This is a genomic window from Chitinimonas prasina (assembly GCF_030160395.1).
Classification (GTDB): domain Bacteria; phylum Pseudomonadota; class Gammaproteobacteria; order Burkholderiales; family Chitinimonadaceae; genus Chitinimonas; species Chitinimonas prasina.
In genome coordinates this window covers 257397-272643 of sequence record NZ_BSOG01000004.1, presented here as the reverse complement: position 1 = coordinate 272643, position 15247 = coordinate 257397, and the positions used below count along the sequence as shown (strand labels likewise).

The window sequence follows — 15247 nt, the reverse complement described above, 5'->3', positions numbered from 1 at the left end:
CTGTGGGATAATGCCTTGTTTTGCTTGGCCCTCGTGCCAGGATGCCATGGTGCCCAGCCCGCTAGGGCCGCATCGACAGCATCCCGCCGAGGGCCTCTTGCCGTTCTTGAGCCTTGCTTGAGTGCGGTTGTTCGCCGCCCCATCGGCCAGCCTTGAGCTTGGTGCGATATCCGGGCGGAGCTGGTTGTTGACTGGATCATTATTGCTGCGGTGCCTGGTGCCCCGGCCTGACCTTATGCATAACTGGATACTGCCCGAGAACATTGCCGACCTGCTGCCGCCTGAGGCGCGCCGGGTGGAGACATTGCGACGCCGATCGCTGGACTTGATTGCCAGCTTTGGCTACGAACTGGTACAGGCGCCGCTGATCGAATACGTCGATTCGCTGCTAACCCGCCAGGATGCTGCGCTGGACCTGAAGACCTTCAAGCTGACCGATCAGCTCAGTGGAAGGCAGCTGGGCCTTCGTGCCGATATGACCCCCCAGGTGGCCCGCATTGATGCTCATCTGCTGAACCGCCAGGGGGTGGCCCGGCTATGCTATGCCGGGCCGGTTGTACACACCCAGCCAGACGGGATCATGGCTGCACGTGAGCCCTTGCAGCTGGGCGCCGAGATTTACGGCTATGCCGGTGTTGCTGCCGACGTGGAAATCGTCGAGCTGATGGGGGAGTGCCTCAAGCTGGCCGGCATAGACCATGTGCATCTGGATATCGGCCATATCGGTTTGTTCCTGGCCTTGGCTGATGCCGCGGGCCTGGTGGGTGAGGCCCGCGAGGCAGTGTTCCACGCTATCCAGCAAAAGGACGTGCCGACCTTGATGGGCCTGGTGGCCGGGCTGGATGCCAGCCTGAGTGCCGGTTTGGTGGCGCTGCCGGGCTTGTATGGTGATGCCACGGTGCTGGAGCGGGCCGAGCAAAGCCTGCCGCGCCTGCCTGAGGTGATCGAGGCGCTGGCTGCCTTGCGTGGCCTGACAACCGCGCTGGCGGCGCGCGGCATTGTTCCAAATTTTGACCTGGCGGAGCTGCGCTCGGGTTACTACCACACCGGGCTGGTGTTTGCGGCCTACGCCGAGGGGTGGCCCAATGCCATTGCCCGAGGCGGCCGCTATGACCATGTCGGCGAGCAGTTTGGCCGTCGTCGTCCGGCAACCGGGTTCAGCCTGGACCTAAAGGAGTTAGCCTGGCGTCTGCCGGCGACACCGGCACGCAGTGCCATCCTGGCGCCCGATGCGTTCGATGCACGGTTGGCGGACGCCATTCGAGCCCTGCGCGCTGCCGGCGAGACCGTGGTGGTGCGGCTGGGTGAGATCGTGGATGTCGAAGAATTACACGCTGATCGCGAGCTGATCGAGCTCAATGGTCAGTGGCAGGTTCAGCCACTCTGAAATAAGCGCGGCACAGTCTATTCTGTTTCTATCCCGTCGCGGAAACGCGGCGACCAAGCAATCTGTAATGAAGGAAATTCCATGAGCCGTAACGTCGTGGTGATAGGCACCCAGTGGGGTGACGAAGGCAAGGGCAAGATCGTCGATTGGCTGATGGACCATGCCGAGGGCGTGGTGCGTTTCCAGGGTGGCCATAATGCGGGCCATACGCTGGTTATCGGTGGCAAGAAGACGGTGCTGCGCCTGATTCCCTCGGGCATCATGCATGCTGGCAAGGCCTGCTTTATCGGCAATGGCGTGGTGATCTCGCCCGAGGCCCTGCTCAAGGAAATCGACGAGCTGAAGGCTGCGGGCGTGGATGTGGAAAGCCGCCTGACCATCTCGGAAGCTTGCCCCTTGATCCTGCCTTACCATATTGCGCTGGATCAGGCTCGCGAAGCGGCCAAGGGCGACAAGAAGATAGGCACGACCGGCCGTGGTATCGGCCCGGCCTATGAGGACAAGGTGGCGCGCCGTGCGATCCGTATCCAGGACTTGTTCTTCCCGGACCGCCTTGCTGCCAAGCTGGGTGAGAACCTGGCCTATTACAACTTCCTGCTGAAGGAATATTTCAAGGTGGAGCAGGTCGACTTCCAGAAGACCCTGGAAGACACCTTGCGCCTGGCCGAGCGCATCAAGCCCATGGTGGGCGATGTGTCGCGCACCCTGCACGACCTGAACAAGGCCGGCAAGCCACTGTTGTTCGAAGGTGCGCAGGGCACCCTGCTGGATATCGACCACGGCACCTATCCCTATGTGACCTCCAGCAACTGCGTGGCTGGTGCAGCTGCACCAGGCGCGGGTGTGGCGCCACAGATGCTGCAGTATGTGCTGGGTATCGTGAAGGCCTATACCACCCGCGTCGGTTCCGGTCCTTTTCCCACCGAGCTGTTTGATGAAGTGGGTGAGGGCCTGGCCAAGCGTGGCAATGAGTTCGGTTCGGTGACCGGCCGCCCGCGCCGTTGCGGCTGGTTTGATGCGGCTGCACTCAAGCGTTCCATCCAGATCAATGGCGTCTCGGGCCTATGTGTTACCAAGATGGACGTCATGGACGGCATAGACGTGATCAAGCTGTGTACCGGCTATCGCATCAATGGCGAGGTGGTGGACATTCTGCCGGTCGGTGCCGAAGAGCTGTCGGGCTGCTCGCCTATCTATGAAGAGCTGCCTGGCTGGAGCGAATCCACCTTTGGTGTGAAGCGTTATGAGGACTTGCCGTTGAATGCCCGTAACTACCTCAAGCGCATTGAGGAAGTGACGGGGGCGCCCATCGATATCATCTCTACCGGTCCAGACCGCGAAGAGACCATCGTGCAACGGCACCCGTTCACGCACTAAGTGACAGACGCCCGGTTCTACCGGGCGTTTTCATTTCTGCACCCGTGCTGATACCCTGATGGCCGGTGGCCCGGCCGCCAGGATTGGACCGGGCCGCTTTCCACGACTGATTATCGAGTAGGACGCATGACTGTTTTATCCGTAAACATCAACAAGATTGCTGTACTGCGTAATTCGCGCGGCGGCGACATGCCTAGCGTGATGCAGGCGGCAGAGGCCTGTCTGGCGGCGGGGTGTGGCGGCATTACCGTGCATCCGCGACCGGACTTGCGGCATATCCGGCCGGCGGATGTCCGTGCCCTAGGGGGATTTCTGGCAGGTACGCAGGCGGAGTTCAATATAGAGGGGAATCCCTTCGCTGATGCCCGTGGTGAATACCCGGGACTGCTGCGCCTGTGCGCAGAGACCAGTCCGGCGCAGGCTACGCTGGTGCCGGATGGAGACGGGCAGATCACCTCGGATCATGGTTTTGACCTGAAGCGCGATGGCGCACGCCTCAAGCCCTTGGTGCGGGAGCTCAAGGCCATGGGCTGCCGGGTCAGCCTGTTCATGGATGCCGATTCTGATGATATCGAGCGGGTGGCGGAGCTGGGTGCGGATCGCATAGAAATCTACACAGGCCCGTTTGCCGAGTCCTTTGCGCTGGGAGACTGGCAGCAGGCGCTGGAAGACTGCGCCAAGGCCGCTGGCAGGGCGCAGGCGGCCGGTCTGGGGGTGAATGCGGGACATGACCTCAATCAGGTCAATCTGGGGCCTTTCCTGCGCGCTGTACCGCAGGTGGACGAGGTTTCCATTGGCCATGCGCTGATTGGCGAGGCCTTGTACGACGGGCTGGCGCCTACCGTGCGCAACTACCTGGCCGTGATCGCGGCTGCCAGGAGCTGAACGCTTGCCCAAGGCTGTCGGCATGTCGCTATCGATAAATGGGGGCCGCCCAGTAGTGGCGGGCCCATGGTGCGGTGGTATGGCGCGCGAGGCCAGGGCTGAAAACAACAAAGCCGACGCTTGCGCATCGGCTTTGTTGAATATTGGTGCCCAAGAGAAGACTCGAACTTCCACGGTGTTGCCACCGCTAGGACCTGAACCTAGTGCGTCTACCAATTCCGCCACCTGGGCTTCGAGCATCGCTGCGTTTGCAGTAATGCGTCGAGAGGTCGGCATTGTAGCCGTAGTAGAAAATCTGTCAACCCCGTCTGCGCAAAAAGTGACTGGACCGATGTTGCGCCTTGGTCAGGTTGTTGCTGGGATAGCGGGGGGACATGTTGCTGCTGGGCAGTCTGCCCAGAAAATCAACCTTGAAGTCAAGGCAAATGCGGAAAACAATAAAGCCGACGCTTGCGCATCGGCTTTATTGAGTGTTGGTGCCCAAGAGAAGACTCGAACTTCCACGGTGTTGCCACCGCTAGGACCTGAACCTAGTGCGTCTACCAATTCCGCCACCTGGGCTTTGAACATCGCTGCGTTTGCAGCAGCGCGTCCAGAGAGATGCGCATTATAGAGAGACAATTTCCTGTGTCAACGATGAAAACAAAGAAAACTGAAAAAATCGCCAAACTCCCCCGTGCCGTACTCAAGCTGAGGCAGGCGGATCCTTATTACAAACAAGAGGTTGAGCGCTACGAGCACCCTTTGCCCAGTCGTGCCTACTTGCTGCAGATTCTGACTGAGAAAGGGGCGCCTATGTTCCCCGAGGAGCTGGTGGCGCTGTTTTCCATACAGCCCTATGAGGCAGATTTCTTCAGCCGGCGCATCAATGCGATGGTGCGCGAGGGCGAGGTGATGATCAACCGCAAGGGGGCCATCTGCATCGCCGACAAGCTGGATCTGATCAAGGGTCGGGTGCATGGCCATGCCGACGGCTTTGGCTTTGTGGTGCCCGACGATGGCAGCGCTGACCTGTTCATCGGGCCCAAGGAGATGCATAAAGTATTGCATCGCGATCGGGTAATGGTGCGTGAAATTGGCGTGGATCGCCGTGGCCGGCGGGAAGGCAAAATTGTCGAGGTGCTGGAACACGTCAATACCCGCTTGGTGGGACGCTTGTTTGCCGAGCGTGGCGTGCGCTTTATCCGTCCGGAAGAAAAGCGTATTGCCCAGGAGATACTGGTGAGCCCCGAGGACGGGTTGGACGCGGAGCCCGGCCAGGTGGTGTCGGTGGAACTGCTGACGCAACCCAGCAAGTATGGTCAGGCCATCGGCCGTATAGTCGAAGTACTGGGCAACTATGCTGACCCTGGCATGGAGATCGAAATCGCCCTGCGCAAGCACGATCTGCCGCATGTTTTCTCGGCTGAGGCCGAGGCGCAGGCTGGCAAGACGCCGCAGGAAGTCAGGAAGAAGGATTGGAAGACACCGGAAGGGCTGAAACGCGAGGATCTGCGCGACATGCCGCTGGTAACCATTGATGGCGAGACGGCGCGTGACTTCGACGATGCCGTGTATGCCGAGCGCAGTGGCAAGGGGTGGCGGCTGGTGGTGGCGATCGCGGATGTCAGCCACTACGTGAGACCCAAGGATGCGCTGGACCAGACAGGCTACGAGCGCGGCAATTCGGTGTACTTCCCCCGCCGTGTCATACCCATGTTGCCGGAAGCGCTGTCCAATGGTATCTGCTCGCTTAACCCTGCGGTAGAGCGCTGTTGCATGGTTTGCGATATGCAGGTCGATGCCAAGGGGGAGGTCAGGCAGTACCGCTTCTACCCGGCCGTGATGCTGTCCAAGGCTCGCTATACCTACAACGAGGTATGGGAGATATTGCAGGATCCCAAAGGCCCGGCGGCCAAGAAGCGCAAGGGGCTGGTGGCTGATCTGCAGACCTTGTATGACTTGTTCCATGTCCTGCTCAAGGCCAGGGGCAAGCGCGGTGCCATTGATTTCGATACGCTCGAGACCCAGATGGTATTCAACGAGGCGGGCAAGATAGACCGTATTGTGCCGGTGACTCGCAACGATGCGCATCGCCTGATCGAGGAATGCATGCTGGCGGCCAATGTCTGCGCGGCTGACTTCCTAGGCAGCCATGACCATACCGCCTTGTATCGCATCCATGAGGGGCCGACCGAGCGCAAGCTGGAGAATCTGCGGCGCTTCCTCAACGAGCGCGGCCTTAGCCTGGGCGGGGGGGATGAACCGCATGCCAAGGACTATGCCGGCCTGATGGCGCAGGTCAAGGAACGGCCGGATGCAGGCCTGCTGCAGACCATGCTGTTGCGCTCCATGCAGCAGGCGGTCTACAGCCCGGAACGGGCGGGGCATTTTGGCCTGGCTTATGAGGCCTATACCCACTTTACCTCGCCGATAAGGCGCTACCCCGATCTGCTGGTGCATCGTTCCATCAAGGCCGTGCTGTGTGGGACGGCCTACAAGCCGGGCAAATGGGAAGAGATAGGGGCGCACTGCTCGCAAACCGAGCGGCGCGCTGATGAGGCGACCCGCGATGTACAGAGCTGGCTCAAGTGCTACTACATGCTGGATCGCATTGGTGAGGTATTTGAGGGTGTGGTGTCGGCCGTCACCAGCTTTGGCCTGTTTGTGACCCTGGATGGCCTGTTTGTCGAGGGCCTGCTGCATATCTCTGAGCTGGGTACGGATTACTTCCAGTACAACGAAGCCAGCCATACCCTGCGAGGGGAGCGTAGCGGCAAGACCTATGGCTTGACGGACAGGATCACCATCAAAGTGGCGCGGGTAGACCTGGAGACCAGCAAGATAGACTTCGTGCTGATCGAGCAACGTCCGGAACAGCAGCTTGAGCAGGCTGATGCTGGCAAACGCCATCCTCGCCGCAAGGCTGGGCCGGTCCCGGTCCCGGTCCCGGTCCCGGTCCCGGTCTCGGTCTCGGTCTCGGTTCCGGCCACACAGGTGGCCGAGGTGGAAACCAAAGAAGCCAAGCCAGCCAAGCGGGCTCGCAAACCAGCAGCGTCGCCGGCTGTGGAAGTCAAACCGGCGGCAAAGCCGGCGAAGCGCAAGGCGGGCGGGGAGATTGCAAAGGCACCTGCTGTCGCAAACCCAGGCAAGCCGGCCAGAAAAACTGCCACCCAGGCCAAGCCTGCTTCGACAGCGGATAAATCGGCACCGCCAGCGGAACCTGTGCTTGCAAAGAGTAGCAAGGCCAAGTCGGCGCCGGTTCAGGCACCCGCCCTGATGCCCAAGCGGCCTGCCCAGGTAGCCGCCTTGTTCCTGCCCAAGCCCGGCCAAACCCTGCCGGAGGCGCCGCCTGCGCCTGCCAAACGCCCGCGTAAACCGGCGGCCAAGGCCTTGGAGGGTGCCGTGCCCGCCGCTACGGTGGCGGACAAACCTGCTGGCAAATCTGCCGGCAAAGCCAAGCCCGCCGCAAAACCCGCCAAGGCGGCCGTTGCGGCTAAACCCAAGCCTACCGCCAAGGCCACGCCAGCCCCCAAGGCCAAAGCGGCGGCCACTGCACCGGTTGCGAGCAAGACCCGCAGCAAGCCGAAAAGCTGAGGATGCTGCATGCAGCCGCTAGCCTGGGACAGCTTGAAGCAATATGAGTGGCTGCCGGTGCCGGTCTGGGTCTATGACCTGGCACGGCAGCGCATACGCTGGGCCAATGCGGCTGCGGAAAGCTTATGGTTGGCGGATAGCCAGGCCGAACTGCTGTCGCGCGACCTGTCCGACCTGTCGCCGGCGGCGGAGACCCGCCTGCGTGCCCTGCAGCAGGCCGTTGCCAGTAAGGGCACGGGGCAGGCCAACTGGACGCTTTATCCGCGCGGCCAGCCCACCCAGGTTGCACTGACCGCGGTGGCAGTCACCCTGCCGGAGGGCGGTGAGGGTCTGTGTTTCCAGGCGCTGCGTAGCGGGCCGAATGTCATTGATCCGGCGGCTTTGCGCGGTGTGGAAGCGGTGCTCCATTTTTCGCTGGCCGTGGTGATGTTTGACATGCGGGGGCAGGTGTTGATGCAAAACCCTGCGGCCCTGCGCGCGTTCTCGCAATTGGCGCTGACCGATGAAGGTGGTTTCTACAGCTTGTTGCCCAGCCGGGGAGAGGCCGAGCGCATCTGGCAGGCTGCGGTAGCGTACGGTGTGGATCAGGGCGAGCGGCAGTTCTGCGCCCGGCCCAAACCACGTTGGTATGCCTATAGCCTGCATCGTGTTCTGGACCCGGTGGATGGTGGCATGGCCATGCTGCTGACGGCCCAGGACGTATCGGAACGGGTGCAGTCAGAGCAGAAGTTTCGGGTCTTGTTTGAACAGTCTGCCAATCCCATGGCGCTGTACGATCCCAAGAGTGGTCGGGTGGTGGACTGCAACCGGGCGGCATCCCAGGCCCTGCGACTGGCCAGCCGCAAGCAGTTCATCGATACCGATCCAGCCCGTTTCTACCCCCCCCGGCAACCAGATGGCGGTGATTCCCGCCAGTTGGCGGTCGACTATGCCGAGAGGGCGCTCAAACTGGGCTGGCATCGCTACGAGTGGCAGTTCCTGCGCTCGGACGGCAGTGAGTTGCTGGTGGAGATTACCGTGTCGCCTGTGACGGTTGGCGAGCGGCAATTGCTGCTGGCGGTCTGGTATGACCTGTCTTTTCGCAAGCTGATCGAACGCCGCATGCTGGAAGCCAAGGAAGAGGCAGAGGCAGCCAACCAGGCCAAGAGCCAGTTCCTGGCCAATATGAGTCATGAAATACGTACGCCACTCAATGCCATCGTCGGCATGACAGGCATGTTGCTGGCAGGGGAGGTGACCGAAACCCAGCGGCAGCGCCTGGAGATTGTGCGATTCTCGTCCGAGGGCCTGGTTGCGCTGGTGGGCGACATACTGGATTTCTCGCGCATTGAGGCGGGCAAACTCAGCCTTGAGGCGAGGGTGTTCGATTTGCGGGCCCTGGCCGCGCGCACCAGTGAGCTATTGCGTTTTACCGCCGAAGAGAAGGGCTTGAGCCTGGCGATGAGCATGGGAGTAACCGTGCCTCGCTGGGTGGATGCCGATGAGGGTCGTTTGCGCCAGGTGTTGGTGAACCTGCTGGGTAATGCCATCAAGTTTACTGAGCGGGGCAGGGTAAGCCTGCATCTGGAGGCGCTCGAGATAGAGGCAGATTCGGCCGTGGTGCGGATATCGGTAAGCGATACCGGCATCGGTATTCCGGCCGATAAACTGGACAGCATCTTCGAGGCCTTTTCTCAGGCGGATGACAGCTTTACCCGGCGGTATGGTGGTAGCGGGTTGGGGCTGACCATATCGCGCAGGCTGATACGGGCCATGGGTGGGGAGTTGCAGGTGCAAAGCGTGCCTGGGCAGGGTAGCGAATTCAGTTTCTGTCTGCCCTTGCGACTGTGCGATGCGCCTGAGCCGGGGGTGGTTGCAACGCCGTTGCCTGCTGCGGCGCCCTTGCGCATCTTGTTGGCAGAGGACAATGCCATGAACCAGCAACTGGCCTGTGCCTTGCTGGAGCAGGATGGTCACAAGGTGACGGTAGCCCATCATGGTGGCGAGGCCTTGGACCATTTCATGAGCCAGCCCTTCGACCTGATCCTGATGGATATGCAGATGCCTGAGATGGACGGTCTGGCAGCCACGCGCGCCATCAGGGCGCTGGAGGAGGATGGACATCTACCCATAGTGGCGATGACGGCCAACGCCATGCCTGAGGATAGGGAGCGTTGCCTGGCTGCCGGCATGGATGACTTTCTGACCAAGCCGATATCGGTGGGCAAGCTGCGCCAGGTGCTGGCGCAGATCAGGCCGGAAGGCCTTGAGCCGGCACGGTTAGCAGCGGAGGAGCGGGTGCCGGCCCCCTTGATGGTTGATACCGTTTTCGATCCCCAGGCGGCGCTGGAGACCTGTGGCGGCAATGCAGGCCTGGTGCGTGAGTTGACGAGCTTGTTCAGCGCAGAGTGGCCGTCCCGCAGGATGGCCTTGCAAGTTGCCTGGGAGGCAGGTGACCTGCCGGCTGTGGCCAAATTGGCGCATACCCTCAAGGGCAGCTTTGGTGCGCTGGCGTCCAGCGAAGGGGTGGCGGCTTCGCAGGCCTTGGAGCAGGCTGCCAAGCAGGGCGGGGCTAATGCCGCTGCGTATGCGCGCCTGCTGACTGCCGGGGAGGCGTGTCTGATACGTATGGCGGAATGGGTGGCAGCTTGACCTCTACCCAGGGAACTAACCCATGCCACGCAGCAACTGGTCCAGCTTCGTGCGGTACTCGTTGCTGACATCAGTCAGCTTGAGGCCGGTACGGAACTCGCCCATGGAGCCCACCAACGAAGAGTAGATGGGTTTGCCTTCCACTTCGACGTAGGACACGCTGATATGCATGGCATCCGGTATCTGCAGGATGACACGGTAGGTGATATGGGGAAACAACTGCTCGGTACAGAACAGGGATATCCCTTTCTGTGCTACTTCGGTGGCATGGCTTTGTATGATGCGGTCGGGCTGGTTGAGGGGGATGACGGCGGCTTTCCAGCGTACCAGTCGTCTACCCGAGGTGCGTTGATCAAACATGCCATGCCCTTGTCGTGAGTCTATCGATTGATTCTAAGCGATGCTGAGGGGGGGTTTCCAGCCATGCTATGCTGCTTGGGGCTGGACATGGCGAATTTCGCGCAGACGGAACGAATCATGGCGGCCGCTTAGTGTCTTTCCTGGAGAAACCCCAAATGTACTTTGTTGATCGATCGATCGCTGTCATCAAGCCCAAGAAGCCCTTTCTGGACTGGCTCAACGCCCTGCCAGAAAACGAAGTTACGCTCAGCCTCGACGATATACGCAGTGATTGCACGGTATTGATGATACCGGAGGTCAATGAGCAGGAAGACGGTATCGCCTATATCGATGACATGGCGGACAAGGTGTTCGAGATGGAACTGGCGTCCTGGGCGCAGGACAGCAAGCTGTGGCCCAAGAGCCGCAACCTGAAGGTGTTCTGGGACTGGTTCGAGGTGGAGATACATACCGTGTTGATGGACAGTGTGGATGAGGATATCCACAACAGCCCCACGGCTGACCACGGCCTGCATTGATTCAGGCGGAATTCAGGCCAGCAATGCGAGACTGGCCGTGATGTCTGGTTGCGGATGACCAGACAGCCCTACCCGAGAGAGGAAAAGCATGAACAAGTTAGCCCGTATCGTTACCCTGGCCCTGTTGACCGGCAGTGTGTTTGCCGCTGAGATGGTGCCACAGTACAACCTGGTCAGCCTGCAGGCTGAGGCACGCCGTGCCGTGACCAATGATCTGGCCAGTGCGAGCCTGTATGTGGAGTACAACGACGCCAACGCGGGCGCGCTGTCCGACAAGCTCAATCGTTCGGCTGCCGAGGCGCTCAAGACAGCCAAGGCTTACGCAAGCGTCAAGGCCGCAGCCAATGGCAACAGTGTCTATCCCATCTACAGCAGTAAGAACAGGCTGGAAGGCTGGCGTGGCCGTGCCGAGATCAGGCTGGAGTCGACCGACTTCAAGGCTATCGGTGAATTGGTTGGCAAGCTGCAGGCCAATATGCAATTGGGTGGTATCCAGTTTACGGTGGCGCCGGCGACGCGTGAGCGGGTAGAGACCGAATTGATGGATGAGGCCATCCAGGCATTCCGCAGCCGTGCCGATGTGGTGAAGAAGAGTGTGGGTGGCAAGAGCTACAAGCTGGTCAACCTCAACCTGAATACCAGCAGCTCCTACCCGCAGCCCATGTACAAGGCTGGCACCATGCGTACCATGGCCGTCGCCGACGTAGCGCCGCCGCCCATGGAAGGTGGCGACAGCGAGGTTGTGGTAGGCGTCTCCGGTAGCGTGGAAGTCCAATAAGTCTGCGCCAACCGCAAGCAAGGCAAGGGGGCAGCATGGCTGCTCCCTTGTCGCATAGACCGCATGAAAACCAATCCACCGCTACAGCTGGTGCTGCAGCCATCGCGCCTGGCGCCACGGGCGGTGCTGCTGCTGCATCTGCTGGCCTTGCCCATGCCCTGGCTGGCCGCCATGCCATGGCCGTGGCAGTTGCTGGCAACGTTGATGGTGTTGTTGTCTGGCGCTGCGTGGTATCGCCGTGGGCGGCAGCCGCAACTGGTGGGCATGCGTTTGCTGGCCGATGGCAGCTGGAGCTTGCGCTGGAATGGGGCCGAGGTGGAGGCCACGCTGCTGCCGGGGGCCCACGCCCACGCCTTCTTGCTGGTCTTGCCCTTTAGGCAGACGGACGGCCGAACGCTGCGGGTCTTGCTGTGGCCGGATAGCAGTGATGCCCACGCACTACGCCGTTTGCGGGCGTGGCTGCGGTGGGGGGCTTAGCGCTGCTAACAAAACCCTGTTGGCGTTGTTGTAGGAGCTTGGTATGCCCTCGTCCCGCTAGCAGCGGTTCCTGGGTACGCATGCTCAGCTAAAGCCGCTACGCTGGTTTTATTGGGCGTATTTGCGCTGCAGCGCCGGAAGCCGTTGAATAGGCAAGCCGGCGCGCCCGGTCAGCGCCCCGGCAGGATGGTGGGGGTGGCCTGCGGCAAGGTTGCGGGATAGTCCCTACTGTAGTGCAGGCCGCGGCTCTCGTGCCGTACTTGGGCGGAACGGACTATCAGATCGGCGGTATCGACCAGATTGCGCAGTTCTATCAGGTCGTTGCTGACCCTGAAGTGGCGGTAGAACTCGTCGATCTCGCGCTTGAGCAGGGCGATGCGGTGGGCGGCACGTTCCAGTCGTTTGTCGGTCCGTACTATGCCCACGTAGTCCCACATAAAGCGCCGCAATTCATCCCAGTTGTGGGCGATCACCACTTCTTCATCGGCATCGCTGACCTGGCTTTCATCCCAGGCTGGGACGGCCAGTTGCGGGGCGGGCTCTGCTGTGGCGATATGCTCTGCTGCTTCACGCCCCAGTACCAGTGCCTCCAGCAGGGAGTTGCTGGCCAGGCGATTGGCACCGTGCAGGCCAGTGCAGGCGGTTTCACCGATGGCATAAAGGTGGGCTACATCGGTGCGCCCCGCCAGATCGGTTACCAGGCCGCCACAGGTATAGTGGGCTGCCGGCACCACGGGTATGGGCTGCCTGGTAATGTCTATGCCCAACTCCAGACAGCGCTGGTAGATGGTGGGGAAGTGTTCCTTCACGAACTCCGGCGGCTGGTGGCTGATATCCAGATAGACGCAATCCAGGCCATATTTCTTCATTTCGAAGTCGATAGCCCGGGCGGTAATGTCACGCGGGGCCAGTTCGTGGCGTTCATCGTGGGCCGGCATGAAGCGGCTGCCATCGGGCAACTTGAGCAAGCCACCTTCGCCGCGTACCGCCTCGGAAATCAGGAAGCTCATGGCGTGTGGGTGGTACAGGCAGGTGGGATGGAACTGGATGAATTCCATATTGGCCACCCGGCAGCCTGCCCGCCAGCCCATGGCAATGCCGTCGCCAGTGGCCGTATCCGGGTTGGTGGTATAGAGGTAGACCTTGCCGGCGCCGCCAGTGGCCAGCACGGTGTGCTTGGCCAGCAAGGTAATGACACGGTCGGCTTGCTTGTCGAATACATACGCACCCAGGCAGCCTGCCTCTTCCCGCCCCAGCTTCTTGCCGGTAATCAGGTCCAGGCCGATATGCTGCTCCAGCAGGGTGATGTTGGGGTGTTGCCTGACCTTGTCCGCCAGGGTGGCAATCACGGCGGCGCCCGTGGCATCTGCGGCATGGATGATGCGGCGATGCGAGTGCCCGCCTTCACGGGTAAGGTGAAAGCCGGTTTCGTGGGCGGCGTCTGGTGTAAAAGGAACGCCCAGTTCGATCAGCCACTCTATGGCACTGCGGGCATGTTCCAGGATGAAACGGGTGGCGGCCTCGTCACACAGGCCTGCGCCTGCAACCAACGTGTCGTCCACATGCTCGTCTATGGTGTCGGTCTGGTCGAGTACGGCGGCGATACCGCCTTGAGCCCATTGGCTGGCGCCATCGGTCAGGCTACGCTTGGTTACCATGGCGATCTTGTGGGTATCAGCCAATTGTAAGGCCAGCGTCATGCCGGCCAGGCCACTGCCCAGTATCAGTACATCGTATTCTTGCATGGTCAGGCTTCAGAGGAGTTAACCGCCACTATACCAAAGCGCTGCGCCCTGCTGGCGGCGACAAAACCATGGCATTTGCGCGGTCTTTGCCATCTTGGCGAAAATTGTTGGAACTTTTCTGCGATGCCTGGTGTCACTGCTAGGTGCCCGCGAGGGAGGAGAGCGGAAAGGCCCACTCAAGATGGATACCATTACACTACAGCCCGCAAACTTGCTGGACAGTCTGGGCATTACGTCCAACACTGAACGCAAGGTCACGCCCAAGCTTGAAAAAGCACGGGAAAGCTCGCATGTTCTCCCAGTTGAGACGGTGAAGCCGCAGGCGGCCGCCGTCAGCCAGGAGAAAACACGCACCATGTCGAGTGAGCGGGATATCGACCATGAACTGGTACTTCGCGTTCAGCGCGGTGACAAGAAAGCCTTCGAGCTGCTTGTCAACAAGTACCATCGCAAGATCGGCCGGCTGCTCAGCCGCATGATCCGCGATCAGGCCGAGATTGAAGATGTTACCCAGGAAGCCTTCATCAAGGCTTACCGTGCTTTGCCCGCGTTCCGTGGTGAAAGTGCCTTTTATACCTGGCTGTACCGCATCGCTATCAATACGGCCAAGAATTACCTGGCATCGCTTGGGCGTCGCCCTGTGCTCTCCACCGAGTATGAGGATGAGGACGGCGATACCCTGGATACGGCATCGCAGTTGCCAGATATGAATACCCCTGAAACCGAAATGATGAACCGTCAGATCGTGGCGACGGTGAACCAAGCGGTAGAAGCCCTGCCTGAGGAATTGCGCACCGCGATTACCTTGCGCGAAATGGAGGGCTTGTCCTACGAAGATATTGCAGCTGTAATGAATTGCCCTATCGGCACGGTGCGTTCTCGCATCTTCCGGGCTCGCGAAGCGATTGCAACCAAGCTGCGGCCCATGATTGAATCAGTCGGCAAAGATCGGCGTTGGTAACAACCTACAGGGTAGACGGGTGCAGAAAATGCAGGAAAAACTTTCGGCCATGGTAGATGGCGAGTGGGATGACCACGAGCTTGATGCGCTGATGGCCTCTATCTCGCAGGAAGAGGGCGCCGACGCTTGGCGGGATTATCACCTGATTGGTGATGCGATGAATCAGCGCTCGGTATTGTCCGGCGACTTCATGGCGAATTTTTCGACGCGGCTGGAGCAGGAGCCTGCGATATTGGCACCCAATGCCATGCGGCGGCGCATGGCTGTTCCACACAAGCGATGGGTTGCACTGTCGATGGCGGCGTCGGTGGTACTGGTCAGTGCAACCGCGTGGTATGTCAGCAGCGCACGTGGCTTGACCGTGCCGGGTACGCCGGCGGGTAATGAGTTGCTGGCGGCCAATCAGCCGATCAAGGTCGCGCCGCAGGTAGTGGAGGAGGTCAATCCCTATCTGTTTGCCCACCAGGCCATGTCGGGCAATCCCGGTTTCAGCCACAAGCCTGTTATCTTGACGGGTGCTGAGGCGGAACGGGCAGCGGGTCATCATTGACC

Annotated in this window: 11 protein-coding genes, 2 tRNA genes and 1 pseudogene; 10 read left to right on the top strand and 4 right to left on the bottom strand. The window is 60.7% G+C overall.

Annotated features, from left to right (window positions below; all coding sequences use genetic code 11):
• Nucleotides 1–235: 235 nt before the first annotated feature.
• The 3 genes from QQK16_RS16365 to QQK16_RS16355 all read left to right on the top strand — a co-directional run bounded on the left by QQK16_RS16365 (nucleotide 236) and on the right by QQK16_RS16355 (nucleotide 3649).
• Nucleotides 236–1387: an ATP phosphoribosyltransferase regulatory subunit gene (locus QQK16_RS16365; RefSeq protein ID WP_284197545.1), complete on the top strand. Its 1152-nt coding sequence runs from the start codon at nucleotides 236–238 to the stop codon at nucleotides 1385–1387.
• Between the two features lie 81 nt (nucleotides 1388–1468).
• Nucleotides 1469–2764 carry an adenylosuccinate synthase gene (locus tag QQK16_RS16360; protein WP_284197544.1) on the top strand — a complete coding sequence of 432 codons (1296 nt, stop codon included), beginning with the start codon at nucleotides 1469–1471 and terminating at the stop codon, nucleotides 2762–2764.
• A 126-nt stretch (nucleotides 2765–2890) separates the two neighbouring features.
• Nucleotides 2891–3649 carry a pyridoxine 5'-phosphate synthase gene (locus tag QQK16_RS16355; protein WP_284197543.1) on the top strand — a complete coding sequence of 253 codons (759 nt, stop codon included), beginning with the start codon at nucleotides 2891–2893 and terminating at the stop codon, nucleotides 3647–3649.
• Between the two features lie 144 nt (nucleotides 3650–3793).
• Here QQK16_RS16355 and QQK16_RS16350 read toward each other — a convergent pair.
• Both QQK16_RS16350 and QQK16_RS16345 read right to left on the bottom strand, forming a co-directional pair.
• A tRNA-Leu gene (locus tag QQK16_RS16350) sits at nucleotides 3794–3880 on the bottom strand.
• Between the two features lie 243 nt (nucleotides 3881–4123).
• Nucleotides 4124–4210: transfer RNA gene (locus tag QQK16_RS16345), tRNA-Leu, on the bottom strand.
• Nucleotides 4211–4276: 66 nt separating this feature from the next.
• Here QQK16_RS16345 and rnr point away from each other — a divergent pair.
• Nucleotides 4277–6883, top strand: a pseudogene (rnr, locus tag QQK16_RS16340) (ribonuclease R); the annotation flags it as partial.
• Between the two features lie 351 nt (nucleotides 6884–7234).
• Nucleotides 7235–9856 (top strand): ATP-binding protein, encoded by a 2622-nt coding sequence (locus QQK16_RS16335; RefSeq protein ID WP_284197541.1) that lies wholly within the window; start codon nucleotides 7235–7237, stop codon nucleotides 9854–9856.
• 15 nt (nucleotides 9857–9871) lie between these two features.
• On the opposite strand, the gene QQK16_RS16330 is transcribed toward QQK16_RS16335, so the two are convergent.
• Nucleotides 9872–10216: a hypothetical protein gene (locus QQK16_RS16330; protein ID WP_284197540.1), complete on the bottom strand. Its 345-nt coding sequence runs from the start codon at nucleotides 10214–10216 to the stop codon at nucleotides 9872–9874.
• 155 nt (nucleotides 10217–10371) lie between these two features.
• On the opposite strand from QQK16_RS16330, the gene QQK16_RS16325 reads away from it, so the two are divergent.
• From QQK16_RS16325 to QQK16_RS16315, 3 genes are all read left to right on the top strand, one after another.
• A complete protein-coding gene (locus QQK16_RS16325; protein ID WP_284197539.1) occupies nucleotides 10372–10734 on the top strand; it encodes a hypothetical protein in 363 nt (120 codons plus the stop codon).
• A gap of 88 nt (nucleotides 10735–10822) precedes the next feature.
• Nucleotides 10823–11512, top strand: a complete 690-nt coding sequence (locus tag QQK16_RS16320; protein ID WP_284197538.1) for an SIMPL domain-containing protein — start codon at nucleotides 10823–10825, stop codon at nucleotides 11510–11512.
• A 63-nt stretch (nucleotides 11513–11575) separates the two neighbouring features.
• Nucleotides 11576–11989 (top strand): protein YgfX, encoded by a 414-nt coding sequence (locus QQK16_RS16315; protein ID WP_284197537.1) that lies wholly within the window; start codon nucleotides 11576–11578, stop codon nucleotides 11987–11989.
• Nucleotides 11990–12159: 170 nt separating this feature from the next.
• Here QQK16_RS16315 and nadB read toward each other — a convergent pair whose 3' ends face one another.
• Nucleotides 12160–13734: an L-aspartate oxidase gene (gene nadB / locus QQK16_RS16310; RefSeq protein ID WP_284197536.1), complete on the bottom strand. Its 1575-nt coding sequence runs from the start codon at nucleotides 13732–13734 to the stop codon at nucleotides 12160–12162.
• A 355-nt stretch (nucleotides 13735–14089) separates the two neighbouring features.
• Between nadB and rpoE the strand changes: the two genes are divergently transcribed.
• Both rpoE and QQK16_RS16300 read left to right on the top strand, forming a co-directional pair.
• Nucleotides 14090–14695 carry an RNA polymerase sigma factor RpoE gene (rpoE, locus tag QQK16_RS16305; protein ID WP_284197649.1) on the top strand — a complete coding sequence of 202 codons (606 nt, stop codon included), beginning with the start codon at nucleotides 14090–14092 and terminating at the stop codon, nucleotides 14693–14695.
• Nucleotides 14696–14723: 28 nt separating this feature from the next.
• Nucleotides 14724–15245: a sigma-E factor negative regulatory protein gene (locus QQK16_RS16300; protein WP_284197535.1), complete on the top strand. Its 522-nt coding sequence runs from the start codon at nucleotides 14724–14726 to the stop codon at nucleotides 15243–15245.
• Nucleotides 15246–15247 lie beyond the last annotated feature (2 nt).

Excerpts from the sequence above, each read along its gene's own strand:
- QQK16_RS16365 (WP_284197545.1), top strand. The coding sequence starts at position 236 with ATGCATAACTGGATACTGCCCGAGAACATTGCCGACCTGCTGCCGCCT.
- QQK16_RS16360 (WP_284197544.1), top strand. The coding sequence starts at position 1,469 with ATGAGCCGTAACGTCGTGGTGATAGGCACCCAGTGGGGTGACGAAGGC.
- QQK16_RS16355 (WP_284197543.1), top strand. The coding sequence starts at position 2,891 with ATGACTGTTTTATCCGTAAACATCAACAAGATTGCTGTACTGCGTAAT.
- QQK16_RS16335 (WP_284197541.1), top strand. The coding sequence starts at position 7,235 with ATGCAGCCGCTAGCCTGGGACAGCTTGAAGCAATATGAGTGGCTGCCG.
- QQK16_RS16330 (WP_284197540.1), bottom strand. The coding sequence starts at position 10,216 with ATGTTTGATCAACGCACCTCGGGTAGACGACTGGTACGCTGGAAAGCC.
- QQK16_RS16325 (WP_284197539.1), top strand. The coding sequence starts at position 10,372 with ATGTACTTTGTTGATCGATCGATCGCTGTCATCAAGCCCAAGAAGCCC.
- QQK16_RS16320 (WP_284197538.1), top strand. The coding sequence starts at position 10,823 with ATGAACAAGTTAGCCCGTATCGTTACCCTGGCCCTGTTGACCGGCAGT.
- QQK16_RS16315 (WP_284197537.1), top strand. The coding sequence starts at position 11,576 with ATGAAAACCAATCCACCGCTACAGCTGGTGCTGCAGCCATCGCGCCTG.
- nadB (WP_284197536.1), bottom strand. The coding sequence starts at position 13,734 with ATGCAAGAATACGATGTACTGATACTGGGCAGTGGCCTGGCCGGCATG.
- rpoE (WP_284197649.1), top strand. The coding sequence starts at position 14,090 with ATGTCGAGTGAGCGGGATATCGACCATGAACTGGTACTTCGCGTTCAG.
- QQK16_RS16300 (WP_284197535.1), top strand. The coding sequence starts at position 14,724 with ATGCAGGAAAAACTTTCGGCCATGGTAGATGGCGAGTGGGATGACCAC.